28 protein-coding genes are annotated in these 22,912 nt (G+C 66.3%); 12 read left to right on the forward strand and 16 right to left on the reverse strand.

Going from position 1 to position 22,912, the window contains the following annotated elements:
* Positions 1-207: 207 nt before the first annotated feature.
* Positions 208-1,071 (reverse strand): CheF family chemotaxis protein, encoded by an 864-nt coding sequence (locus tag WDJ57_RS17035; protein ID WP_338902107.1) that lies wholly within the window; start codon positions 1,069-1,071, stop codon positions 208-210.
* 225 nt (positions 1,072-1,296) lie between these two features.
* Here WDJ57_RS17035 and WDJ57_RS17040 point away from each other — a divergent pair, with 225 nt between their 5' ends.
* Positions 1,297-2,283, forward strand: a complete 987-nt coding sequence (locus WDJ57_RS17040) for a DMT family transporter (RefSeq protein ID WP_380630070.1) — start codon at positions 1,297-1,299, stop codon at positions 2,281-2,283.
* A gap of 17 nt (positions 2,284-2,300) precedes the next feature.
* On the opposite strand, the gene WDJ57_RS17045 is transcribed toward WDJ57_RS17040, so the two are convergent.
* Both WDJ57_RS17045 and WDJ57_RS17050 read right to left on the reverse strand, forming a co-directional pair.
* Entirely contained in the window at positions 2,301-3,170 is an 870-nt protein-coding gene (locus WDJ57_RS17045; protein ID WP_338902108.1) for a CheF family chemotaxis protein, read from the reverse strand.
* Between the two features lie 94 nt (positions 3,171-3,264).
* A complete protein-coding gene (locus WDJ57_RS17050) occupies positions 3,265-4,077 on the reverse strand; it encodes an undecaprenyl-diphosphate phosphatase (RefSeq protein WP_338902110.1) in 813 nt (270 codons plus the stop codon).
* Between the two features lie 88 nt (positions 4,078-4,165).
* Between WDJ57_RS17050 and WDJ57_RS17055 the strand changes: the two genes are divergently transcribed.
* Complete coding sequence (locus tag WDJ57_RS17055; protein WP_338902111.1) at positions 4,166-5,293, forward strand: mechanosensitive ion channel family protein; 1,128 nt, start codon at positions 4,166-4,168, stop codon at positions 5,291-5,293.
* Between the two features lie 115 nt (positions 5,294-5,408).
* Positions 5,409-5,708 carry a DUF433 domain-containing protein gene (locus WDJ57_RS17060; RefSeq protein WP_338902112.1) on the forward strand — a complete coding sequence of 100 codons (300 nt, stop codon included), beginning with the start codon at positions 5,409-5,411 and terminating at the stop codon, positions 5,706-5,708.
* 47 nt (positions 5,709-5,755) lie between these two features.
* On the opposite strand, the gene WDJ57_RS17065 is transcribed toward WDJ57_RS17060, so the two are convergent.
* The 4 genes from WDJ57_RS17065 to tenA are packed head-to-tail and all read right to left on the reverse strand — an operon-like array spanning position 5,756 to position 8,836.
* Complete coding sequence (locus WDJ57_RS17065; RefSeq protein ID WP_338902113.1) at positions 5,756-5,881, reverse strand: hypothetical protein; 126 nt, start codon at positions 5,879-5,881, stop codon at positions 5,756-5,758.
* Positions 5,881-7,440 carry a sodium:solute symporter family transporter gene (locus tag WDJ57_RS17070; RefSeq protein WP_380630026.1) on the reverse strand — a complete coding sequence of 520 codons (1,560 nt, stop codon included), beginning with the start codon at positions 7,438-7,440 and terminating at the stop codon, positions 5,881-5,883. The genes WDJ57_RS17065 and WDJ57_RS17070 overlap by 1 nt, the downstream gene beginning before the upstream one ends.
* Positions 7,434-8,174: a TenA family protein gene (locus WDJ57_RS17075; RefSeq protein ID WP_338902116.1), complete on the reverse strand. Its 741-nt coding sequence runs from the start codon at positions 8,172-8,174 to the stop codon at positions 7,434-7,436. The genes WDJ57_RS17070 and WDJ57_RS17075 overlap by 7 nt, the downstream gene beginning before the upstream one ends.
* Complete coding sequence (gene tenA, locus WDJ57_RS17080; protein ID WP_338902117.1) at positions 8,171-8,836, reverse strand: thiaminase II; 666 nt, start codon at positions 8,834-8,836, stop codon at positions 8,171-8,173. The genes WDJ57_RS17075 and tenA overlap by 4 nt, the downstream gene beginning before the upstream one ends.
* A gap of 101 nt (positions 8,837-8,937) precedes the next feature.
* Here tenA and WDJ57_RS17085 point away from each other — a divergent pair, with 101 nt between their 5' ends.
* Entirely contained in the window at positions 8,938-9,864 is a 927-nt protein-coding gene (locus WDJ57_RS17085) for a thiamine-phosphate synthase family protein (protein ID WP_338902118.1), read from the forward strand.
* A 53-nt stretch (positions 9,865-9,917) separates the two neighbouring features.
* The gene (locus WDJ57_RS17090) at positions 9,918-11,201 is read left to right on the forward strand and encodes a tRNA pseudouridine(54/55) synthase Pus10 (protein WP_338902119.1); all 1,284 of its coding nucleotides are present in this window, start codon (positions 9,918-9,920) and stop codon (positions 11,199-11,201) included.
* A 5-nt stretch (positions 11,202-11,206) separates the two neighbouring features.
* On the opposite strand, the gene WDJ57_RS17095 is transcribed toward WDJ57_RS17090, so the two are convergent.
* On the reverse strand, positions 11,207-11,545 hold the full coding sequence (locus WDJ57_RS17095) for a type II toxin-antitoxin system PemK/MazF family toxin (protein WP_338902120.1): 339 nt from the start codon (positions 11,543-11,545) through the stop codon (positions 11,207-11,209).
* Entirely contained in the window at positions 11,542-11,895 is a 354-nt protein-coding gene (locus tag WDJ57_RS17100; protein ID WP_338902122.1) for a MarR family transcriptional regulator, read from the reverse strand. The genes WDJ57_RS17095 and WDJ57_RS17100 overlap by 4 nt, the downstream gene beginning before the upstream one ends.
* Positions 11,896-12,011: 116 nt before the next feature.
* Here WDJ57_RS17100 and WDJ57_RS17105 point away from each other — a divergent pair, with 116 nt between their 5' ends.
* Together WDJ57_RS17105 and rnhB are read left to right on the forward strand one after the other, a co-directional pair.
* Positions 12,012-12,170 (forward strand): hypothetical protein, encoded by a 159-nt coding sequence (locus WDJ57_RS17105; RefSeq protein ID WP_338902123.1) that lies wholly within the window; start codon positions 12,012-12,014, stop codon positions 12,168-12,170.
* 47 nt (positions 12,171-12,217) lie between these two features.
* Positions 12,218-12,853 carry a ribonuclease HII gene (gene rnhB, locus WDJ57_RS17110; RefSeq protein ID WP_338902124.1) on the forward strand — a complete coding sequence of 212 codons (636 nt, stop codon included), beginning with the start codon at positions 12,218-12,220 and terminating at the stop codon, positions 12,851-12,853.
* Between the two features lie 239 nt (positions 12,854-13,092).
* On the opposite strand, the gene WDJ57_RS17115 is transcribed toward rnhB, so the two are convergent.
* Positions 13,093-13,278 (reverse strand): hypothetical protein, encoded by a 186-nt coding sequence (locus WDJ57_RS17115; protein ID WP_338902125.1) that lies wholly within the window; start codon positions 13,276-13,278, stop codon positions 13,093-13,095.
* A 144-nt stretch (positions 13,279-13,422) separates the two neighbouring features.
* Here WDJ57_RS17115 and WDJ57_RS17120 point away from each other — a divergent pair, with 144 nt between their 5' ends.
* Complete coding sequence (locus WDJ57_RS17120) at positions 13,423-14,418, forward strand: DUF7351 domain-containing protein (RefSeq protein ID WP_338902127.1); 996 nt, start codon at positions 13,423-13,425, stop codon at positions 14,416-14,418.
* Positions 14,419-14,459: 41 nt separating this feature from the next.
* Here WDJ57_RS17120 and WDJ57_RS17125 read toward each other — a convergent pair whose 3' ends face one another.
* Positions 14,460-15,311: a TrmB family transcriptional regulator gene (locus WDJ57_RS17125; protein ID WP_338902128.1), complete on the reverse strand. Its 852-nt coding sequence runs from the start codon at positions 15,309-15,311 to the stop codon at positions 14,460-14,462.
* A gap of 135 nt (positions 15,312-15,446) precedes the next feature.
* Here WDJ57_RS17125 and WDJ57_RS17130 point away from each other — a divergent pair, with 135 nt between their 5' ends.
* Positions 15,447-15,581, forward strand: a complete 135-nt coding sequence (locus tag WDJ57_RS17130) for a hypothetical protein (RefSeq protein WP_338902129.1) — start codon at positions 15,447-15,449, stop codon at positions 15,579-15,581.
* Positions 15,582-15,773: 192 nt separating this feature from the next.
* Complete coding sequence (locus tag WDJ57_RS17135; protein ID WP_338902131.1) at positions 15,774-16,940, forward strand: NAD-dependent epimerase/dehydratase family protein; 1,167 nt, start codon at positions 15,774-15,776, stop codon at positions 16,938-16,940.
* Between the two features lie 15 nt (positions 16,941-16,955).
* On the opposite strand, the gene WDJ57_RS17140 is transcribed toward WDJ57_RS17135, so the two are convergent.
* From WDJ57_RS17140 to secF, 3 genes are all read right to left on the reverse strand, one after another.
* On the reverse strand, positions 16,956-17,342 hold the full coding sequence (locus WDJ57_RS17140; RefSeq protein ID WP_338902132.1) for a DUF7522 family protein: 387 nt from the start codon (positions 17,340-17,342) through the stop codon (positions 16,956-16,958).
* Between the two features lie 101 nt (positions 17,343-17,443).
* Positions 17,444-19,033 (reverse strand): preprotein translocase subunit SecD, encoded by a 1,590-nt coding sequence (locus tag WDJ57_RS17145; RefSeq protein WP_417750488.1) that lies wholly within the window; start codon positions 19,031-19,033, stop codon positions 17,444-17,446.
* A 28-nt stretch (positions 19,034-19,061) separates the two neighbouring features.
* Positions 19,062-19,940: a protein translocase subunit SecF gene (secF, locus tag WDJ57_RS17150; protein WP_338902135.1), complete on the reverse strand. Its 879-nt coding sequence runs from the start codon at positions 19,938-19,940 to the stop codon at positions 19,062-19,064.
* A gap of 129 nt (positions 19,941-20,069) precedes the next feature.
* Here secF and WDJ57_RS17155 point away from each other — a divergent pair, with 129 nt between their 5' ends.
* Positions 20,070-20,393 carry a hypothetical protein gene (locus WDJ57_RS17155; protein WP_338902137.1) on the forward strand — a complete coding sequence of 108 codons (324 nt, stop codon included), beginning with the start codon at positions 20,070-20,072 and terminating at the stop codon, positions 20,391-20,393.
* 24 nt (positions 20,394-20,417) lie between these two features.
* Here WDJ57_RS17155 and WDJ57_RS17160 read toward each other — a convergent pair whose 3' ends face one another.
* Together WDJ57_RS17160 and WDJ57_RS17165 are read right to left on the reverse strand one after the other, a co-directional pair.
* Entirely contained in the window at positions 20,418-20,891 is a 474-nt protein-coding gene (locus WDJ57_RS17160; protein ID WP_338902138.1) for a DUF5812 family protein, read from the reverse strand.
* Between the two features lie 38 nt (positions 20,892-20,929).
* The gene (locus WDJ57_RS17165; protein WP_338902139.1) at positions 20,930-21,481 is read right to left on the reverse strand and encodes a hypothetical protein; all 552 of its coding nucleotides are present in this window, start codon (positions 21,479-21,481) and stop codon (positions 20,930-20,932) included.
* Positions 21,482-21,596: 115 nt separating this feature from the next.
* Here WDJ57_RS17165 and WDJ57_RS17170 point away from each other — a divergent pair, with 115 nt between their 5' ends.
* Entirely contained in the window at positions 21,597-22,892 is a 1,296-nt protein-coding gene (locus tag WDJ57_RS17170; RefSeq protein ID WP_338902141.1) for a glucose-6-phosphate isomerase, read from the forward strand.
* The last annotated feature ends 20 nt before the right edge of the window (positions 22,893-22,912 follow it).

Below are 22,912 nucleotides of genomic sequence, written 5' to 3' on the forward strand. Positions count from 1 at the left end.
GGGGGATAAAAGCAAACTATTGACTTAAAAAGATTTTTAGGAATTGTAATGGCCTATATCCGACACCAATATGGAGATTATATCCTCTTTTGGTGGGGAAGTATGCTCATTACCGAAAGAAAGAATTAGATTGTCGGTAAGATGAGGCCCAACTCACTAACTTTATATCTACAAACGGAATTTTCCCGTCGGTACTTTCCCTCACACTCACCGCTCGCCCATCGCTTCCCCAGCGACTTTCCGGCCCTGGGCGGTCAGCCCGACTTCCTTCCGTTCGCGGACCACCTCGACGACGTCGAGTTCGATGAGGCGGTCGTAGATCTCCTCGACTTTCTCGACGTCGATGCCGACGAACTCGGAGATGCCGAAGGGCGAGACCCCGGAGTACAGCGCCATCACGACGCGGCGCTCGACGGGATCCAGGTCGAGGTCGGCGCGGTTGCGCTCGGCTCCCTCCTCCAGCAGCTGTTTCAGCACGGAGATGTGGTGGTCGCGGCCGGAGAGGTGGGTCTCCACGCTGGTCCCGTCGTCGTCGGTGTGTTCGACTTCGATGACCGCGCGCTCCTCGCCAGCGACCGCTTTCTCGTCGGTGTCGAACTCGCCGATGTCGTCGCGGTCGATGACGAACTTCTGGCCGTCTTCCAGCACCATCCGCACGGCGTCTTCGGTCACCTTCAGGCGGCCGCGCTGCCACTCGGCGTTCTGGACGACGCCGCCTTTCACGGCGGGATGTTGCACGTAGATGACGGCGTTGTCGAGGATGGCCCGGTAGAAGTTGGTCCGGAACGTCTCGTGGTCGCCCACCGACACCAGGATGACGTCCTCGCCGACGTACAGCGTCGAGTACTTCGACTCGCTGGTGGCCGCCTGGTTCACGTCGTAGCGCTCGCCCATCTCGTCGATGTCCGACAGCGGGACGGTAATTTTCCCGTCGCCGACGAGTACGAGTCGCTCGTTCGTCAGCACGACCCGGCACTGCTGCCAGGAGGCGTCTGTCAGGTCCTGGCCTGCCTTGACAGCACGCATGAACTTGCCCTGCGTGTCCTCGATTTTCTTCTCTGAGTTGCTCATGGACGGGACGCGTCGTTGCGAAAACGTTCTCGATACGTTCAATTAGGTGTTGCGTCTGTTCGTCATCCGCCTGGCAGATCGAGCGAAGCGGCCGCTCACTGGTGCTCCGGCCCGTGGCACCACCTCTCGCGCAGGCTTCTTCACATTTCGGGCCCTTACACAGGTAATGCGAAAAACTCTCTCCAGGAGGAGGTTCTGCTGAACTGGTCTGTCAACTTCCCGTCTATTCCATCCACGTCGACTGTCCCCGCACGCTATCGCGACGCCGCGCTGTTCGTCCTGCTCGCAGTCCTGTTCGGTGGTTCTTTCGTCGCCATCAAGACCGGTCTCCGCGAGCTGCCGCCGGTGCTGTTCGCCAGCCTCCGGTTCGACCTGGCGGCGGTCGCACTGCTGGGCTACGTCATCGTCACGCAGTCGCGGTCGGCGTGGCTGCCGCGCACCCGTGGCGACCTGCTGTGGATCGGTACCGCAGCGTCGTTTCTGGTCGCGCTCAACAGCGGGCTACTGTTCGTCGGGCAGGGGACGACCACGCCCGCAGCGGCGTCGGTCATGTACGGACTGAACCCCGTGCTGGCGCCGGTGTTCGCGTGGTGGCTCCTCGGTGACCGGCTCTCCCGCGTCGGTGCGCTCGGTATCGGCGTGGCGCTGAGCGGCGTCATCCTCATCGTCCAGCCGTCGCCGTCGACGTTCACCGACGCGAGCGCGCTCGGACAGGCGCTCGTCCTGGGCGCTGCCGCGTCGGGCGCGTTCGGGAGCGTCCTGCTCCAGCGCGTCGAGCCCCGCCTGGGGAGCCTGTCGCTCACCGCGTGGGGAATGGCCGGCGGTGCAGTGCTGCTCCACGCGGGCAGTCTCGCACTCGGCGAGTCTCCCGCCCGCGCGCTGGACATCGGTCTCGTGACGGTCGCGAGTCTCCTGGCCGTCGCCATCCCGTCGACTGCGGTCGCGTACGCCATCTACTTCGGACTGATCGACCGGGTCGGCCCGGTCCGGGCGAATCTCGTGGCCTACGCGGTCCCCGTCGTCGCGGCACTGCTGGGCTGGCTGTTGCTCGGCTCGGCTGTCTCGGCCGGGACTATCGGCGGCTTCCTCGTCGTGATCGTCGGCTTCCTGCTGATCGAACGGCAGACGCTCCGCGCGGAACTCCAGCGGATTCGACGCCGGAGGCGCAGGACGGATGCCTCGTCGTCGGTGAGCCCGCCCTGTGACGACTGACCGTCGCTCACCGCTCGTTACTCCTCGCTCATCGCCTCACTCGCCATGTTACGACCCTGTGCGTTCAGCGTCACCTCGGTCCGCTCGCGGACCTTGTCGACGGCCCCGACGTCGAGCAGCCGCTGGTATATCTCCTCGACCTGGTCGACGTCGATGCCGACGAAATCCGAGATTTCGAACGGCGAGACCCCGGAGTACAGCGCCATCAGCACCTGGCGCTCCGTCTCCGAGAGCTCGTAGTCGTCCTGGCGCTCGTCGATGACCGTCCGCAACAGCGACCCCAGCGCGCGGGAGTGCCAGGCCATGCCCGAGAAGTGTGTCTCGACGCTGCGGTCCTCGTCGTCGGTGTGTTCCACCTTCACGACGGTACGTGCCTCGCCCATCACCTGCTGGTCGTCGGTGTCGATGGTCCCGACGTTCCCGATGTCGAAGGTGAGCGTCTCCCCGCCCGGCAGCCCGATGGTCACGGTGTCGTCGTCCAGGCGGAACTGGCACTTCGACCAGGTCGCTTCGTCCTGGATGACGCCGCCGACGACCGCGGGGTGCTTGACGAGGATGACCTCGTCGTGGAGTGCAGCGCGGCAGTACTCCGATTCGAAGTCGTCGACGGCCTGGGCGTCGATGAGAATGACGTTGTCGCCGATTTCGAGCGCGGTCGAGGCGGCGGCGTCGACGCCCTCCGGGAGCACCCCGTCGGGGTCTTCGGGAACCATGATGCGGGCGTGGGGGATGGCCTGCTTGCCGCCGCTGGTGGCGAGCACCATCCGCTCGCTCGTCAACACGATGCGGCAGGAACGCCAGTCGGCGTCCCCCACCGGCTGGCCGTTCTTGACGGCGTACCGGTAGTCACCGGAGGTATCGACGAGCTTCTGTTCTCCCTCGCTCATGGCCGTCTGTCGTCCGGGAGTAGTGAGGCGAAGCCATATAAGTACCTTCGTAGCGCAGCGTTCCGGGCCGACACCAGTGCTCTGCGGCGCCCCCTCACAGCACCAGCAGTCCACCGCCGACCACGGCGAGCGCGCCGAAGCCGACGCAGACCCGCCAGAAGGCGACCCGGTCGACCACACGAACCAGCGCGTCGACGGTCAGGTAGCCGACGACGGCCGCCAGCGCGAGCGCGAGCGCGGCCGGACCCGGGTCGATGCTCGGCAGCCCCTCGTCGAGCAGGACCAGCAGCCCCGCACCGAAGGCGGCGGGAATCGAAAGCACGAACGACAGCCGCAGCGACTCGGGGCCGTCGTGGCCGCGCAACAGGAGCGCGCTGACGGTGGTTCCCGACCGCGAGATACCCGGCAACACGGCCAGCCCTTGCAGCGCGCCGACGAGGACGGCGTCGACCGCGGTGGGCAACTCCCGGCGGGCGACCGCCCGCGTCTCCGCAGTCCGCATGAGGATGCCCGTCGCCACGAGGAGTGCCCCGATGAAGGCGACGAAGGTGCCGCCGGCGACTGCCGAGGCAATCTCTTCGAGCACCAGATAGCCCGAGAAACCGACGACGACCGAGACGGCCGTCGCGATACCGAAGAAGGATATCTCGGCCGTCTCGCGGCCGAAGGCGTTCGCGGGTCGCCACGACGGGACGTCCCGGAGGACGTCGGCGAGGACGTCGCGGTAGTAGACCAGCGCGGCCACGCCGGTGCCCGCGTGGAGAAAGAGCGCGAACTGGGCCTCGTTGTCGGGTGCGGCGTCGAGCAACGTCAGTCCCAGCGAGACCGCACCTTCGCTGGAGACCGGCAGCCACTCCAGCACGCCCTGAATCACCCCGAGCACGACGGCGACCAGCCACTCGACCATATCGGGAGGGCACAGTCCGTGGCAAAAAGCGGGTCGGTTCGCGTCCTCGGCGACAGTAGTTAAGGCCGGTGACGCACAAGGGCCGCCGATGCAAACGCTCGTCGACCAACTCGTCGCCGTCGGGGACTGGGTGACTGCACTGCCCGACTGGCAGTCGTTCCTGCTCATCGTGGGCACGTCGCTGTTCGTCGCGGGACTCATCCAGGTCGGCGGCGACGTCGTCCTCCGGCGACTCACCGCGCGCATCCCGGGGCAGGTCGACGACATCGTCCTGATGAACGCCCACGTCGCCATCTGGTCGTCTGTCGGGCTCGCCGGGCTGTATCTGGGAACGACGCAACTCGACGTTCCCCCGAGCATTCACGGTCCGGTCCACGCGACCACGCTGAGTGCCATCACGCTCATCTGGGCCTGGACGTTCGTGCGGACCGCCCCCGACGTGCTGGAGGAGGTCACGTCCAGCAGCTACCTCGACCGGCAGGTCGTCCCCATCTTCCGGAACATCTGGTACGCCGTCGTCGGCGGCTTCTCGCTGTTTCTGCTCCTCTCCTATTGGGGTATCAACGTCACGCCGCTTCTGGCTTCGGCGGGCGTGGTCGGCATCGTCGCCGGCCTGGCCGCACGCGACGCCATCGCGAACTTTTTCGGGTCGCTGGCGCTGTACGCCGACGGCACCTTCACGGTGGGTGACTTCATCGTGCTGGAGTCCGGCGAACGCGGCCGCGTCGAGGACATCTCCATCCGATCGACGGTCATCCGCACCCGCGACGACATCCTCGTGACGATACCCAACTCGCGGCTCAATAGCGCCGCCGTCGTCAACGAGTCCGACCCCAAGCGCTACCGGCGCATCACCGTGCCCGTCGGCGTCGCCTACGGGACCGACGTCGACGAAGTCGAGGACATCCTGCTGTCGGTCGCCGACGACACCGACACCGTCCGGCAACAGCCCACGCCCCGGGTGTTCATGAAGGAGTTCGGCGACTCCGCCATCAACTTCAACCTGCTCTGCTGGATAGACCACCCGCGACTGCGCGAGCGGGTCCAGGACGCACTCCTCCGGGAGATATACGACCGGTTCCGCGCCGAGGGCATCGACATCCCCTTCCCGCAGCGCTCGCTGCGCGTCGCCGACACCGACGTCGAGGACAACCTCCCTGTCGACCTCTCCGAGGACGCGTCAGCGACGACTGACGGCGGGAGCGAGGAGACGTGAACTGCTTCGGGCTCCTGGTCTGATTCACCCGTTTCGTTCTCGTTTGGACGAACTGATAGTCTTCATTCGAATCCGCGGCCGAACCCTTTTGCGACAGCGGGCGGTAACGAGTGGTATGGCAAAGCGGGATGCACGTCGCATCGGCCACGAACTCATGAGCGAACCCCACATCGCGGGGCGGCGAGTCAGTGTTCGCCAGGTGTACGCACTCGTCGACGAGCAAGATGTGGCCCCTGAGACCGTCGCCGACCGGTACGACCTCGACGTCGCCGACGTCTACCACGCGCTGGCGTACTATCACGACCATCCGCGCGAGATGAACGAGGTGGAAACCGCACGTGCGGAGGCTATCGAGGACTTCCGCGAGTCAATCGAACGTCCCGAAGACGTCGATGCGTTTGTTTACGACGGCTAGCTTCCGAACTCACCGTTCTTGCAAATCCTGTTCTCCCTACTTTTGCTCTACGTCGTCTCGACTGCCCGCCGCTCGCTCGCGATGACGTACACTTCGTAGGCGAAGACGAGCGCGACGCCGAGTATCGCACCCCAGAGGATGACCGCAAAGAGTGTCGCGCCGATGACGGCCATCACTCGCGCACCTCCGCTGGAGCGACGTCCTCGCCGCTCGCAGTGCCACCGTCGGTCGCGGTCCTGTCGAGGCTCCGGATGTTCCGCGAGAGGTCGTCCAGGTCGTGCTCTGTCGAGGACAGACGCGCGGCCAGCAGCGCCAGCCCGGTCGAGACGAGGAACGCGCCGCCGAAGGAGGTGAGATACAGTGGGTCGGCGGCGGGCAGCAAGTCGCCAACCAGCGGGAGCCCCGTGATGACGCCCCGGAAGTCCGGGAAGTACGCCAGGCCGAACGCCAGGCCGACGACGCTGCTCACGAGTGCCCCGGTGCCGGTGAGTCGCCGGGAGTACAGGCCGTAGACCAGCGGGAAGGCAACCGCTGCGCCGAGCAGGTCGGCGAAGAAAAAGAGTCGGAGGACGCTCTGGGCGCGGAGGCTGACGTAGATGGCCGCAACCGCGACGACGACGGTCAGCGCCCGCGCGCCGAGTTTCAGCGTCCGGTCGTCCGGGTCCGAGAGCAACCGGAGCAGGTCTGCCGTGACGACGCTCGACAGCGCGTTGAACAGCGTGTCGACGGAACTCATCACGAGCAGGAGCGCGAGCAGGACGACTGCGAGCACGATCCACTCGGGGAACGCCGACTGCAACAGCAGGAAGAAGGCGATGTCGGCGTTGTACTCCGCGCCGAGTGCCGTGACGATCTCGGTCTGACCGACGGCGACGATGCCGAACAGGGCACCGAGGAAGACGATGAGACCGTTCGTCACGGCCGCGCTGCGAAAGCCGCTGCGGACCGTCTCGCTGTCCCGGCCGGCGTAGATGCGCTGCCACCAGGTCTGGTTGATGAGTTCGGCACCGAGGATGGCGAAAGAGAGGGCAAGCCCGAACTGGAGGCCAGCGGTGAATCCGGGGTCAAGAAGCGACGGGTTGGCGCTGACGATGCTCTCGTGGACGCTGCCAGCCCCACCGAGTGCGAAGATTGCGCCGGCGAAGGCGACGACCAGCAGCGGCAGGACCAGAAGCGCCTGGACGGTGTCGGTGAAGATGCTGGCGCGGAGGCCGCCGTAGCCGGTGTAGAGCAGGACAAATCCGCCGACGAGGACGGCCGTCTGCCACTGCGGGACGCCGGCGACGAGCGACAGCGCGCCGGCGATGCCCGTCAGTTCCGCGGCGAGGAAGACGAACATGTAGAGCATGCTGACGACGATGACGAAGGCGTACATCGCGTCGCCGTAGCGGGCGTGGGCGTACTCCGTCAGGGAGTGGCCCTCGGGGACGACCGACCGCAGGCGCGGGCCAATCTTGGCGTAGGCGAGCATCGGCGCAGCCTCGCCGATGGCGTAGCCGACGACGGCCGCGATGCCGAAACTCGCTCCGGCCTCGGGCGCGGCGAAGAGAATCCAGACGCCCATCACCGAGGCGACCAGCGTCGCGGTCATCTGCCCGCGGCCCGCGGAGTTGCGGGCGGTGATGAGGTCCTCGACGGACTGGACCTGTCCCCGGGAGTACCAGACGCCGAGCGCGGTGAACACCGCAAGCGTGAGGACGGTCAGCCCCAGCGCGACGCCGGAACTCACCACGACTCGCCACCCCCTGCCGCTGCCGACTCCTCGCCGTAGGCCGACTCGAAGAACGCCGCTTCCAGTTCGACGGTCCGACGAAAGAGCCGTTCCAGACGCCGCTGTCGGCGCGACGAGGCTGCGGCCCCCTCCCGGTCGAGTTCTGACCGCAGCCACTCGACGAAGGAGACGAACCCCTCGTTGGCATGCAAGTCTATCCACTCCGCGAGGTAGAACTGCTCTGGCGGGTCGTCCGGTGTCGGCGTCGCCCACGACAGGTACACCCACTCCGCGGGGACGAGCACGGCCAGCGTCTCGGCGTAACCGCCCTCCCGCGAGGCCCGCCCCAGCAGGTCCTCGAAGGCCCGTGTCGCGGGAGTCAGCGCGGGGTCGGTTCGCTCCGACTCGGGCACGTCAAGCGCCTCGAACGAGCGCGCGAAGTAGTCGTCCTCGTCCGAGGTGAGCACGCCGAGGAAGTCCGACAGGCGCGACTTCGCTGCCATCGTCGGCGCGTCCCCGACGGCGCGGCCGAACGCGCCGACCAGCGTCCCGACGAACGCGTAGTCCTGGACGAGATAGCGCCCGAACACCTCGTCGTCGACCGTTCCTGCGCGGAGTTCCTGCGTGAAGCGATGTTCGGTCGCCGCGGTCCAGTCGGGTTCGGACCGCCGTCTCAGCCACTCCGAGAACCGCGGGTCGGACTCGCCGGCGGCGTGCTCCCGGTAGGACTCGCTCGCCTCACCCTCTCCGCTCATGCGGGCCACTCCTCTTCTCGCCAGGCGGCGTCCCAGAACAGGTACTCGTACTGACCGGAGGTCCGGAACAGGTCGCGGTAGCGCTCGCGGTCGGCTTCCGTCGACGCGGCGGCCACGTCGTCCATCAGGTCCTTGCACCACTCCGTGAGCTCGGTGAACTCCTCGCCGGAGTACATCTCTATCCAGTCGGCGTAGCCCTCGTGGTCGGGTAGTCCGCCCTCTGCGAGGCGCTTCCCGGTGACGTTGAATCCCCACATACAGGGAAGGAGTGCAGCGACGAGGTCCCCGAAGGACCCGGTCGTCGCCGTCCGGATGAGGAAGTCGGTGTACGCCCGCGTGGTGGGTGAGGGCTCCGTGTTCTCCAGTTCGGCCTCGGAGATGCCGAAGTCCGCGGCGTAGGCCCGGTGGAGGTCCATCTCGGTGTGTATCGTCGAGTCGAGCAACTCGGCGAACGTCCCCATCCGCTTCAGGTCGGGCGCGCTCGCGGCCCCGTAGGCGAACAGTCGCGCGTACTCCACCAGGTAGACGTAGTCCTGGCGCACCCAGTACCGGAACGGCGCCTCGTCGAGGGTCCCCTCCCCCAACTGCTCGACCATCGGATGGTCGAGGATGGCGTCCCATATCGGGTCGCCGATGTCCGTGAGGTCGTCTGTGAAACTCATACCCGTAGTGCGTCGCTCCCGGTAGTTATAACTTACCGATATAACCGGCTTATATCTCCGTCGCCGACCCACTTTTCACGACCGTCGACGCATGCTGTGGCATGTCGCTGGTGTTACCAGGCGAACTCGTCGTCGACGAGGTGCTCCCGACGGTGCGCGCGATGCTGGCCCGCGAACTCGCGGCCCGCGACCTCACCCAGCAGGAGATTGCGGCCCACCTGGGGGTGACACAGGCCGCCGTCAGTTCGTATCTCGCCGACGAGCAGGGGCCGGAGGGCCCCATCGCCGGTGACCACCGGACGCAGGCGACGGTCGAGCGCATCGCGGAGGGCCTCGCCACCGGCGGGATGGACAGCTACGACGCGCTCGGGGAACTGCTCGCGCTCATCAGGGAGTTCGAAGACCGCGGGCCAATCTGCGACCTCCACGAGGAGGCGATGCCGGCCTTGCAGGGACTCGGCTGTGACCTCTGTGTCCGCGGGACCGACGACGACCTCTCCACCGAGCGGGAGACGCTCGCGACCGTCCGGCGGGCCGCCCGCACGCTCTCGACCGCGGAGGGGATGGCCGAGTTCATCCCGAAGGTGGGGACGAACGTCGGGATGGCCCTGCCCGACCCCGAGGGGACCCACGACGTCGCCGCGATTCCGGGTCGCATCTACGCGATGGGCGACCGCGTCCGCGTCCCGGCGAACCCCGAGTTCGGTGCCTCCGAGTACGTCGCCTCGCTCATCCTGGCGGCGATGACCGTCGACAGCAGTCTGCGCGGCGCGCTCAACCTCGTGACGGACGATGCGCTCCTCGATGCGGCCCGCGACCGCGGTATCGATCCCTTGGAAGTCGACGCCGGCTACGACGAGCGGGGCGCTCGCCTCCGGGGGCGCTTTCAGGAGCGCGGTGCCGTTCCACGCGTCGTCTACCACCGGGGTGCCTTCGGCATCGAACCCGTCCTGTACGTCCTCGGGACGTCCGCTGAGGAGGCGGCGTCGCTGGCCGTCTCGCTCGCCGAGGCTGCCGACCGGGAGTGAAACGCCCTGGCGCTTCGAAAGGGAATTACGCCGGCCCCGCGTCGATGCGGGCAATGACACTGCTGGAGACGGCCCGCGCCGCGCTGGATTCGGGCCCGCTCTGTGACCCCTGTCTCGGTCGCCTCGTCGCCGACCGGAGCTTCGGCCTGACCAACGACGAGCGGGGCCACAGCCTCCGCGTCGCCGTCGCGCTGGACGACGACGAGCCCTTCGAGGACGAACCCGACGACTGCTGGGTCTGTGAGGGCGAGTGCGACCGCTACGACTGGTGGGCCGAAAACGCCGCCGCGGCCGTACAGGGCTACGACTTTGCCACCTACCAGATCGGCACGCGCGTCCCGCCGCTGCTGGAGGAGAACGACCTGCTGCTTCGCGAGGAGGTCGGCCTCGACTCCGAGGCCGGCGAACTGATGAAATCCGAGTTCAACCGCGAGATTGGCAAGCGCTTCGGGTCGCTCACCGACACGGAGGTCGACTTCCAACGGCCCGACGTGATGATTCTCTGTGACCTCTCGACCGACGAGGTGGAGGTCCAGGTCAACTCCGCGTTCGTCTACGGCCGCTACCGCAAACTCGAACGCGACATCCCCCAGACGGAGTGGCCCTGCCGCGACTGCAACGGCACCGGCCGACAGCGCGACGAGATTTGCGACGGCTGCGACGGCACGGGCTATCGCTACGACGAGAGCGTCGAGCAACTGACCGCGCCGGTGGTGAAGGAGGCGATGGACGGCACCAGCGCCACCTTCCACGGGGCCGGCCGCGAGGACGTCGACGCGCTGATGCTCGGCGGCGGCCGGCCGTTCGTCATCGAGGTGGACGAACCCCGGCGGCGCAACGTCGACACCGACCAGCTGGAGGCCGACGTCAACGACTTCGCCGACGGCAAGGTCGAGGTGGAGGGACTGCGTCTCGCCACCCACGACATGGTCGAGCGCGTCAAGGAACACGACGCGAGCAAGACCTACCGGATGGACGTGACCTTCGACGGCCCGGTCGAGCAGGCCGATTTCGACGCCGCCCTCGCCGAACTCGACGGCGCGACCATCCACCAGGACACCCCCCAGCGCGTCTCACATCGGCGAGCCGCCAAGACCCGCGTCCGCGAGGTCTACAGCATCGAGGGCACGCTCCACGACGAGACCACCGCAGAACTCGAAGTCCACGGCGCGGGCGGGCTCTACGTGAAGGAACTGGTCAGCAGCGACGAGGGCCGCACGGAGCCGAGCCTCGCCGGTCTGCTCGGCGTCGGCGCAGAAGTGACCGCGCTGGACGTTCTCGACGTCGAGGGCGAGGAGGAACCGTTCGAGGACGAGGCGTTCTTTCGTTCGTCCTGAGGTATTCAGGACTCAGAAAGCGTCGTGTGCTGGTGAAGTTGGTTGACTGCCTCTGTGACTACTGATTCGGCCAAGGTCCCCTGATGTCGGTCGAAGTCTCTGTGCTTGATGGTGGTGACGTACCAGGGTGAGATGTAGGACTGTTTGTTTGCTCCTCCCTCTAGCCAGTCCCCGTCTCTGACTGTGATGCCAGCGTTGTGTCGCTGTGTCGTCATCGCCAGCGCAATGCACTCGGTTTCGGCGAACGGGTGTGACGACCCGGTAACGACGACCCACGGTCGATACGCCGGACCGGACTTGTGAGGTGCCGGACCCCACCAGACTTCGCCGCGGGCGTAGCTCATTCGTCACCCGACTCGACGCCCGGTCCCCACTCTTCGGGGTCTTCCGGACCGAACCTGTCGGTTGCAGCGCGTGCCGTCGCTATCGCAGTCAGTGTCGCGTCGACCTCTTCCGGGTCATCAATTGCCCAGTACGACCCACGATGACGGACGAGACCGCGGTCTTCGAGGCGTGACAGCACGACACCGACGCTGCCTCGCGCGATGTCGGTTCGCTCGTGAATCTCCTTCGGCGTGAACGCCTTGTCGGCGTGCGAGGCGAGAAATCCGAGTATCTTCTCGCCGTTCGTCGGCGTCTCGGCGCGTAATTTTCTCGGTTCGCTCTCCTCGAACCGATCGATGTCGATTGGCACGTTTGTAACTACTGTAATCTTTTGTAATAGATGTAACGACACCGCGTCTACCACGCACCCGAAACGCCGAAACGTCTTTTGTGTGCAAGTCCTTATCATGGTCCGGGTGAGACCCCATGTGCCACTTCCGTGAGCCCCACGCGACCAGCTGGAAGGAACCCGAAGAAGCCGAGGACGAGGAGTCCGAGCCAGCCGAGGAGATGGACCTCCCAGAGATGGAGGAACCGGAGATAGAGGAGCCGACCATCGAGGAGCCCGAGATAGCCGACGACTAGGGCGGGCAAGCACAACCGTTTTTATGCGACGCGTGGACCGGATAGCTATGCAACTCGGCGTCGACGAGGCGGGCAAGGGACCCGTACTGGGCTCGATGTTCGCCGCCGCGGTCAGGGCCGACCCCGAGCGCCTGCCAGCCGACGTCGGCGACTCCAAGGACATCGCGCCGGAGCGCCGAGAGGAACTGGCCGTCGAAATCCACGACGTCGCCGACGCCGTCGCCGTCGCCGAGATCCCCGTCGAGCGCATCGACGCCGACGACACCGACATGAACGCGCTGACCGTCGCCGCCCACGTCGAGGCCCTCTCCGGCGTCGCCGAGGACGGCGACACCGGATACGTCGACGCCGGCGACACCAACGCCGTTCGCTTCGAGGGCAACGTCGCCGACGGCGTTCCCGCAGACGTCGACCTCCGCGCGGAACACGGTGCCGATGCGACCTATCCCATCGTCGGCGCTGCCTCCATCGTCGCCAAAGTCCGTCGAGACGCTCACGTCGCCAGTCTCACCGCCGAGTACGGCGACGTCGGCAGCGGCTACCCGAGCGACCCCACCACGCGGGAGTTCCTGCGGGCGTACGTGGCCGACAACGACTGCCTGCCCGACTGCGCACGCGCGTCGTGGCAGACCAGCCAGGACGCACTCGCGGCCGCAGAACAGTCGTCACTGGCCGATTTCTAGCGTCTCCGGCTTTTGTTCCGCGCTCGTTTTGTTCCGCGCTCGCTGTGTTTGCCCCGCGCTCGCTGTGCTTCGATGGGTCGGGTGGCTTTCCCGACGAGACCCGCTGATAGCTCGTGAAATCACCAGGGTGTGGTACCTTCCAGCGATCGCGCTGGCGACCAGTGGGTAACTGCTGCGTAACTGCTGCGTACAAAATGGGCTCGCTCGATACCGTTTTGACAGTCGGTCGCTGCGAGTTCTCAGTTCGCGGTTTTCTTGAAGTTGTTTTCCATGACCTTCTTCCGGGTCGCTGCGGCCGCACGACGCAGTGCCGCACGGTGTTCGTCCCACGTCTCGTACTTGGGAACGGGGGTCACTCCGACCGGAACCGGGTGTTGCATGTACAGGGGCGTCGTCTTCACGTCTGCTTTCGTTACTGTTTTCATCACACCTTTCCGAAGGAGCTTCGAGGGATTAAGCATTTGTAGAATGACATTTCTGCTCGAACGCGTACCGAACTCGTTTTCTCTAGTTCGTCTTACGTGAGTTCGGCCTCCCGGTTTATTGGGGCTCCCGCCGTATCTGTACGAATGACCGGGAGAGGCTCGTCTACCTCGTCACTCGAGGCGGCCGCCAAGTCGGCTGGAGCGGACGCTATCCAGGCGTTCGCTATCGTGGGCAACGAAACCCGCCTGGCGATACTGCTGGCACTCTGGGAGGCCTACGACCCGTACGCGGAGGACAACGCAGTCCCCTTCTCGGAACTGCGCAGGCGTGTCAGCGTTCGTGACCCCGGCCAGTTCAACTACCACCTCGGCAAACTCGCCGGCCAGTTCGTCAGGAAAACTGCGGGTGGCTACGAACTTCACCCGACCGGTCTTCACCTCGTCCAGACGGTCATCGCGGGGACCGGCACGAAGACTGCCTCGATTCCGCCCACCGATATCGGCGGGGCGTGTCTCCGCTGCGGCGGCGAGACCGCTCTCAGCTACCAGGACGGATGGCTCTACTACGTCTGTACCGACTGTGAGGGGTTCTTCCGGGGTGGGACGGACGAGCCGGAGGGTATCCTCTTCTCGCAAGCACTCCCTCCGGCTGCACTCTCGAACCGGACTCTCGAAGCGGTCTTCGCGGCGGCCGTGTTCAGGATGGGACAGGCATTCGCGATGGAGATGGGTGGCATCTGCCCACGCTGTTCCGGGGTCGTCGCGTCCACGTTCGAGATCTGCGACGCCCACGAGTCCCGGGAAGGGACGGTGTGTTCCACCTGCCGCCGGCAGTACGAGGTCGCTGTCAGATGGGCCTGTACCGTCTGCAAGTACCGCGGACAGGCCCCGCCGTGTGTGGCTGCGATAGCCCATCCGGCGGTCACCGCCTTCTACCACGACCACGGCGTCGACGTCGGCTACACCATCGACGGATTCGAGGGTGGCCAGCGCGTTCTGTCTCTCCTCCGTGACCACGAGCAAACACTCGTCGCGACGGACCCCCCGCGTGTTCTCGTGACGATACGCTACGAGGGTGACGACTTGCGTCTGACCTTCGACGAGGAGATGAACGCCGTCGACCTGGAAATTCGGGAGTGACGGGGGCCGCTGCCGACGGTGCTCTCACACCGACGACTCCACTACCCGGGGTCCGGTACGCTGTCGGACTCCCAGATGAGGTCGAAGTACCGACCCATCCCCGCGACGAACGACCCGTTCTCGGTGACGGCGGCCTGGCGCATGTGCAGGGGGATGTCCTTCTCCTCGACGAGGAAGATGGCCTTCCCGGTGTCGTAGTCCATGCTCGGGTCGATAATCGTCCCCCGCCAGGGCAGGGGTTCGTTGCTGTAGCGAAGCCCGATGTCGGGATACTCCGATTCGATGGCGGCGATAATCTCCTCCTGTACCGTCCGGTTCTCGGCTGTCAGATGGTCGGGATGGACACAGAGGATGCGGATGTCGACGTCGCGTTCGTAGGCGCTCTCGAAGGCGGGCGCGACGCTGTCGAAGTACTCGAAACTCTTGGTCAACACCAGTAGCGACTCGCTGGCTTCCTGGTAGAGCGTCCGCGTCTCGGACTCGCTGGGTTCGCCGACATCGACGACGTGAAACAGCTCCTCCGTCGGTGTGAGTTCGTCGTCGGCCTGTTCGTACATCGGCCCGAACGTCGCCTCGAACTCCCTGCGGACTGCTTCGATGTCGGCCTGATACGATTCGTAGGACTGCCGCTGGTTCTCGATTGCCCTGTCGAGAATCTCGCCCGGCGCTTTCGGTTCGTACTCCTTGGGTCGTCCCGGAATCACCTTGATGTAGCCGGCGTCTGCGAGGTGACTCAACACGTCGTAGATGCGCGCCTTCGGGATGCCCGTCGCGTCGGAGAGATTCGGGGCCGTCGTGCGTCCGAGTTCGAGCAGATACCTGAGCGCAGTCTGCTCGTACTCCGTGATTTCGAGTTCGTCGAGGAGTTGTCCGGGGTCCCTGGACGGCGCCATTACTATCCCTATCCTCGCTCGCGGATTGTAAATACCGGCCGTTTCACCTCGACGAGCGGGGACCGTCTCCCCTGGAAGATACGATTGTTGCCACCAATCGGGAATTTTATAACTGGTCATGTGGTTACTAAGAATATGAGTAACTCTGCGCGAAGCGAGGACGGCGCACGCGAACACCTCGACGGCCTCGAAAGCGGTGCCGGCTGTACGGAGATCTGGGAGCGTCTCTCCGACGAGCGGAACGAGACCGAGTCCCCGAACGCGGACTGACGCGAGGGCTCGCCCTCCGTCTTCGTGAGGCTGCGGTGGGTGTCTGCGCCGCGTTGCGTACCGAATACTGCCGTTTCTGCCTCTCTGTGTCGAGTACCGACCAGCCAAAGCGGGTGCTGTCGGTGGTGGGTGGGCCGCGGGTCGACCCAGAAAACTTTTGCCGCTGCGTAGTTATTCAGAAAGTGAGTAACTATGACGATACTCGTGACTGGCGGTGACGGCTACCTCGGCTGGCCGGCCGCGCTACGCATCGCAGACCGGACTGACGACCGTGTGCTGCTCGTCGACAACTTCGCGCGCCGCGAGTGGGTCGAGGAAGTCGGCGCGACCAGCGCCACGCCCGTGGCCGACATGGACGAGCGCATCGCCGCGGCCGAGGAGGTCCACGGTATCGACAACATCTCCTTCGTCGAGGGTGACCTCGCCGAGAAGGACTTCACGGACGAACTGCTGGCGGTCCACGAACCCGAGACCATCGTCCACGCCGCTGCCCAGCCCTCCGCGCCGTACTCGCAGATCAACGGCGAGCGGGCCAACTACACCCAGCACAACAACCTGCAGGCCACGCGGAACCTGCTGTGGGGTCTCGAAGAGCACGACCTGACCGACACCCACTTCATCGAGACGACGACGACCGGCGTCTACGGCGCCCCCGAGTTCCCCATCCCCGAAGGTGGCGCTGTCATGGAGAACCAGGGCGAACACGACGGCGTGCCGTTCCCGGCGATGGGCGGGTCCTGGTACCACCAGACCAAGAGCTTCGACGCGGGGAACATGCGCCTGGCGAACGCGCAGTTCGACATCCCCATCTCGGACGTCCGGACGGCAATCACCTACGGCACAGAGGTCGAGGAGACCCGCGCGGACGAGCGGCTGAAGACCCGCTTCGACTTCGACTACTACTTCGGGACGGTCGCCCACCGCTTCTGCGCCCAGGCCGTCGCCGGCTATCCGGTCACAGTCTACGGCAAGGGCGAACAGCGCAAACCCTTCATCTCGCTTGAGGACGCTGTCGAGGGGCTGGCACAACTCGCGCTCGCCGACCCCGACGACCGGCCGAAGGACCTCACGGTCTACAACCAGGTTACCCGCGCCATCAGCATCGTCGAAATCGCCGAGACCATCGCCGAGGCCGGCGCGGAGTACGACCTCGACGTCGACGTCGAACACTTCGAGAACCCCCGCGACGAGGACGAGACACACAAGATGGAGATCGAGAACGCCCGCTATCTCGACCTCATCGACGGGCAGGAACAGGACTTCGAGAGCGGCATGCACGACGTGCTGGCGTCGCTGACGAACTACGCTGACGTCATCGAGTCCCACGAGGACCGCTTCCTGCCCGGCGTGCTGGAGTAACGCCCGGACCGACCCTCACGACACCGCGATTTCTTCGAGCGTCTCCCGCAGCGCCTCGCCGAGTTCCTCGAACCGCTCCAGTTCCATCTTGTCGGCTGTCACGAACACGCCGTGGCCGTCGGCGACGACGCTGACCAGGTACCCGCGCTCGAAGACCCGGATGGAACACTCGTACCCGCCGAGTTCGGTGTTGCGGTGGTCCATCCTGTTGTCGAGTCCCGGCCGCTCTGCCGTCGCGAAACTCTCCAGGTCGGCGTTGGCTTCGAGGTAGTCCTGGAGGTAAATCTGCTCGACGCTGTCTTCGGTGAAGTGCGTGATACTCCGAAGGTGACCGTCGATGATGCCCTCTGTCGCGTCTAGCAGGTCGTCCATCTGGGCTTCCGTGAGCTGTTCGGGCGGCATACAGGTAGACTGTCTCCCGTTAGCTTGTTAATGCTATTTGCGCGTCACTATCGCATGAGAATCGTGGTGTGAACGCGCAACGCCGGAAAACGGGGGCCGTCTCAGTCCTCGCTGATGAGGAGGTTCCGGAGGACGTCACCGTAGGCGGGCCGGGTGATGAGCACGCCGATGAGGACGCCGACGATGGTGACGATGGCGAAGCCCTGCAGGTCGCCGAGGCTGAGCACGGCCAGCGGGCTCATCGCGATGATGGTCGTCGCGGCGGCCGCGCCGATGACCCAGAACGCCTTGCGGAAGCGGTTTTGGAAGACGCGCCCGGTCGCGACCTTCCCCTGCTGGAGGATTTCGTCCGCGATGATGATGAGGTCGTCCACCCCCGTCCCGATGACGGCGATGAGCCCCGCGATGTGCGAGAGGTCGAGCGCGAGCCCGACCGTCGCGGCGAAGCCGAGCAGGATGAACACCTCCGCGCCGGCGGTCAACAGCATGGGGATGGCGATGCGGATTTCGCGGTAGCGGTAGAAGACCACGGTGCTGACGATTATCCACGCGGCCAGCCCGGTCAGCAGCGCCAGCGGCTTGAACGACTGGGCGAGGCTCGGGTTGAGGTAGTACGTCGACTGCACGTCGAGCGTCGTCGGGAGCGCGCCGGATTCGAGGCTGACCTGGACCGCCTGTGCCTGCTCGAAGCTCCGGGTTTCGAGCACGAAGCTCCGGCTGTTGGCGAACGTGCCCGACACCATGTCGCCCGCGAGTCCCGAGGAGATGCCCGCGCTGTAGATGACCTCACCGTCGTCGATGGTGTAGAGACACCAGCCGGGGTTGTCGGGATTGACCTCGGCGCGACAGTTCTGGACGCCCTGGTCGGTGAAGCCGAACTCCTGCATGTCCTGGGCGAACGACTGCGCAGCGGCGGGCCGCAGCGAGACTGGCACGCGCGGCGGGTTGCCCTCACCCGACGGCTGGGCGGGGCTGATGCCGGCGAAGTCGTCCTGTTCGAGGACGGTGGTGTTGCGGTACTCGGTCCCGTTAGCCGTCTCGACGGGGTACCGCGCGACGATGCGGACGGTCCCGCGGTCGGTGATGACGTTCTCCACCTCGGAGATCTCCCTGTTGGGGACCTCCACGACGACGAAGTCCTGGCCGGTCGCCGAGCGGACGATACTCGCGCCACCGCCGCTGATACCGACCGCGTTGACGCGGTTCGTGATGACGCTCTGTGTCGTCTGTAGCGTCTCTTCGGTCACGCCCTCGCGTATCTGGTCCAGGGAGACGTCCCGCCCGGTCGCCGACAGTGCGGCCTGGAGGTCGGTCTCGTTGACCGTCTCGGTGAACACCTCGACCGTCCCAGCGGACTGGGTGGTCCGGCGGACGGAGATGTTGATGAGGTCGGTGCCGAGTTCGTCGGCCAGCGTCGCCTGGAAGGCGCTCAGTTCCTGTGTCTCCGAGGGCAGGCTGACCTCCTCGGCCGTGACGCCGATGGGCTGGCCGCGGATTCGGGTGCCCCCGGAGAGTTCCAGCCCGTACTGGAGGTTCGTCAGGCCGCCGTCGGAGACGTTGGTGGCGTTGGCGGCGTCGGTCCCGTTGCCGGTGTCGGCGCTGGCCCCGCCGGTCGGGATGAACAGCGCTACGCCGCTCAACACGACGAGGACGATGAGAACGCCGATGCGCCAGTTCTCGCGGAGGTCCATCATCGCTCACCTCCCGATTCTCGCTCGCTCATCCCTTGACCCCCTCGAACTTGTAGTACCGAAGCAGACTCATGTTGAGCATGTAGGTGTTCATCAGGTCGGCCGTCAGCCCGAAGACGAGGATGAGCCCGATTTCGGGCAACAGCGGAATCCCGAACAGCGTCGCGACGATTGCCATGACTATCATCGCCGAGATAGAGGTCAGCGTCATCGAGATACCGGTCCGCATCGCGCGGAAGGCACTCTCGTAGAAGCCGCCCCGTCGCCGGAGGATGTGGTTGTTCAGCAGGATGTCCGAGTCCACCGAATACCCGATGAGCATCAGCAGGGCGGCGACCGCTCCCAGCGTGAGTTCGATGCCGAAGACGTTCATCAGCGCGAGCGGGATGACGATGTCCGAGAACGCCGAGATGACGATCGCGATGGAGGGGATGAAACTCCGGAACAGGATGAAGACCAGCACTGCCATGCCGCCGAAGGCGATGGCGAGTCCCAGAAGCGCCTGCTGCTGGGAACTCGCGCCGAAACTCGCCGAGCGGCCCTGTTCCTGGTCAATCTCGTAGCCAGCCTCTCCCGCTGCTGTCCGTATCTGTTCGATTTCACCTGGAGCAGTGCCTTGCGTCGCCTGCGTCGTCAGGATGTAGGTGTTGCCGCTGGCCGCGGACTGGATAGACTCGTAGTCCACGTCCTGGAAGGTTGCCCGGACGTCCTCGATAGGGTCGTCGGCGGTGAACCGCACTTCCGTCCCGCCAGTGAAGGCCAGCCCCAGGTCGACTGGCACACCGGTCATCACGTACCACGCGGCGATGATGAGGAGGGCCAGCGCCAGTACTGCCAGTGGGATTGCCGCCAACTGACGGTTGGAGTATTTGTCGTAATCGATGTCCGATACCTCAAAGTCGACCATGCGGATGGGTGTGGCAGCGGCCCGAATAAGCCTTCCCTTTGACGACTTCCAGCCGGCAGCACTCCCGGCTGTGTCCGCGCCGTCCGCGGCCGGCCAATCCCTATACCGCTTGGTAACCAACGTATTCGTATGGCATCCGACAGCTCAGCCAGCCGGGTCGTCGTCTCCTACCCCGCGGATCTCTCCCAGTGGGGCAGAGACATCGTCGAGGACTCGCCGTTCCGGGCGTACTTGCGGAAAGCTCACCCTACCGCCAGCGAGGGCGAGGAGTGGGCCGAGTTCGTCGGCGTCGGCTGCTGTGGCGACTCCCTCGACGTCCCGCTCCGCGTCGAAGCCGTCGAGGGCGGCACCGAACTGACCGAGCGGACGACATTCGAGTTCACCGTCCGCGAGGCGTGCGGTATCGACGGCGGGTGGGGCGTCCAGAGCGCCGCCGGGCCGCCGGAGCACTGAGGGCGGTCGGGAAACTGCGGCCGGTCACGAGGGCAGGTAGCGCACGCTGAGAACGCCCTCGGCGGCGCGGACCTCCACGCGGTCGACGCCCAGTCGCGCCGCGCGGGTCACCGTCGCGTCGTCGGCCACGACGTCCTCGGCGGCCTGGTCCGTCTGCTCATCCGGGACGGTGATGACGTGGAGTTCGCCCTCACCGGCGCGCTCACGCGTCGTCAGTTCGCCGACGGCCTGGTCGGCGGCGATGTCTCTCGCCTGCTTGGTCGGCGGTTCGGGGCTGCGCTCGACCGGAATCGTCCGCTGGCCGGAGAGGTCGACGACCGTCCAGACCGCCTCCATCGGTGGCTGTGGCTCGATGGTCGCCTCCAGTATCTCCCCGGCCTCGACGCCGGGATTCTCTGCGAGCGTGTGGACCTGCCCGCTCTGTACGTTCTGCAGGACCGCCGTCGCCTCGTCCGCGCTGGCGACGACGAAGGTCCCCTGTGTCGCGCCGTCTGTCATCGCCGGCCGTAGGCGCGACGCGCTCTTGCCCGTTTCGACTATCGGTAGCGACGGTGCAGCAGGTAGCCGACGAGGATGACCGCGAGCGGCGGGACGACGCTCGCGACCGGCGGCAGGTCGTACAGCACCTCGACGACGGGTGCGGTCGCGCCCGAGGGCGTATCGCGGAGTTCCGCCGGGGCGCTGATGACCAGCATCAGGTACACCGACGCGGCGAGCAGGTAGCCGCTGGCTGCGAGCGCGCGGTCGTAGGCCAGCGTCGACACCGACCGGCGGTGTCGCCGCGCGACGAGGATGACGGGGGCCATCAGCGGGAAGACGACGGCCATCCCGACGAAGAGCACGAACGAGCGGACGAACGTGAACGTCCCGCCGGCCGCGCCGAGCGTCCCCGCGACGGTCGTGACGAACGCGAAGGTAAAGAGGAAGCCGGCGAACAGCGTGAAGAGGCCGCCGAGGACGACGTAACTCCGGAGCAGCCGTGACTCGCTCTGTCGGAAGGCGTAGGGGTAGGTCCCGAGCACGCCGCTGTAGCCGTCGTCTCCGGCCTCGGACGCGTCGTCTGCGGTCGCTGTGCCGGCGTCGCTCATCGTCCGGGTCTTGGGCGCTCGCCCGAATAAGCGACGCGGTCCCGTCCCGCTGTCCAGTCGCCCCACCCCGCGGCCAGTCGTGACACCTATGCGCCCGCCGCGCGAGCGACCGCACATGAAGGTAGACATCGGCAACGCACTCGGCACCGTCGCCGACCCCGGCATCGGCGCGGAGGCCCTCGACGCGCTCGACGACCGCGTCGCGACCGCTCACGACCGCATCGCCGCGGGCATGGCCGACGACGAGTTCGGTTACGCCTCGCTCTCGCTCCCCGAGACGACCGACGCCGAGGCTATCCAGGCGGCCGTCGAACCGCTCGCCGACAGCGACGCCGTCCTGACCGTCGGCATCGGCGGCAGCGCGCTCGGCGCGGCGACCGTCTCGACCGCGCTCGGCCCGAGCGACGTCGACCACCGGGTGCTGGACAACGTCGACCCGGAGGCCGTCACCGAGACGCTGGCGGACCTGCCGCTGGATTCGACCGCCGTCAACGTCGTCTCGCGGTCGGGCACCACGGCGGAGACGCTGTCGAACTTCCTCGTCGTCCGCGACGCGATGGAGGACGCAGGCGTCGACTGGACCGAGCGGACGGTCGTCACGACCGGCGAGAGCGGCCCGCTGCGCGCGCTGGCCGAGGAACACGGCCTGCCCGCGCTTGAGGTTCCCGAGGGCGTCCCCGGGCGCTTCTCGGCGCTCTCTGCTGTTGGTCTCGTTCCTGCGGCCATCCAGGGCCACGACGTCGAGGGCGTGCTGGCGGGTGGCCGCGACGCGATGGACTCGCTTTCGGGCTCGCTGTACGACTGTCCCGCCTACGCCTACGGGGCCATCGCGTACGCGCTCGACCAGCGCGGCGCGTCGGTCAACGCGGTGATGCCCTACGCGGAGCGCCTGGAGCCCTTCGCGGAGTGGTTCGCACAGCTCTGGGCGGAGAGCCTGGGCAAGGACGGCCTCGGCCAGACGCCCGCTCGCGCGCTCGGCGCGACCGACCAGCACTCACAGCTCCAGCTCTATCGCGCCGGTCCGCGGGACAAGCTGGTCACGCTCGTCCGCGCGACCGACCGCGAGGACCGGACGATTCCCGAGACGGACGTCGAAGACCTGGCCTATCTCGGCGGTGCCGGCCTCGGCGACCTGCTGGACGCGGAGTTCGAGGCCACGGAGGCGAGTCTGGCCGCGGCGGGACGGCCCAACGTCCGCGTCGAACTCGACCGGCTGGACGCCCACGGCATCGGCGAACTGCTCTACGCGATGGAGGCCGCCTGCATCCTCGCCGGTGAACTCTACGGCGTGGAGACGTTCACACAGCCCGCGGTCGAGTGGGGCAAGCGCGCCGCCCGCGGACTGCTCGGCGGCGGCGACTTCGAGGAGGCCGCGGCCGTCGACGAGAAGGCGGAACTCGTCGTGGAGTAATCGGTGTTGTCTTACGGTCA

Source organism: Salinibaculum sp. SYNS191 (assembly GCF_037338445.1).
GTDB classification, from domain to species: Archaea; Halobacteriota; Halobacteria; order Halobacteriales; family Haloarculaceae; genus Salinibaculum; species Salinibaculum marinum.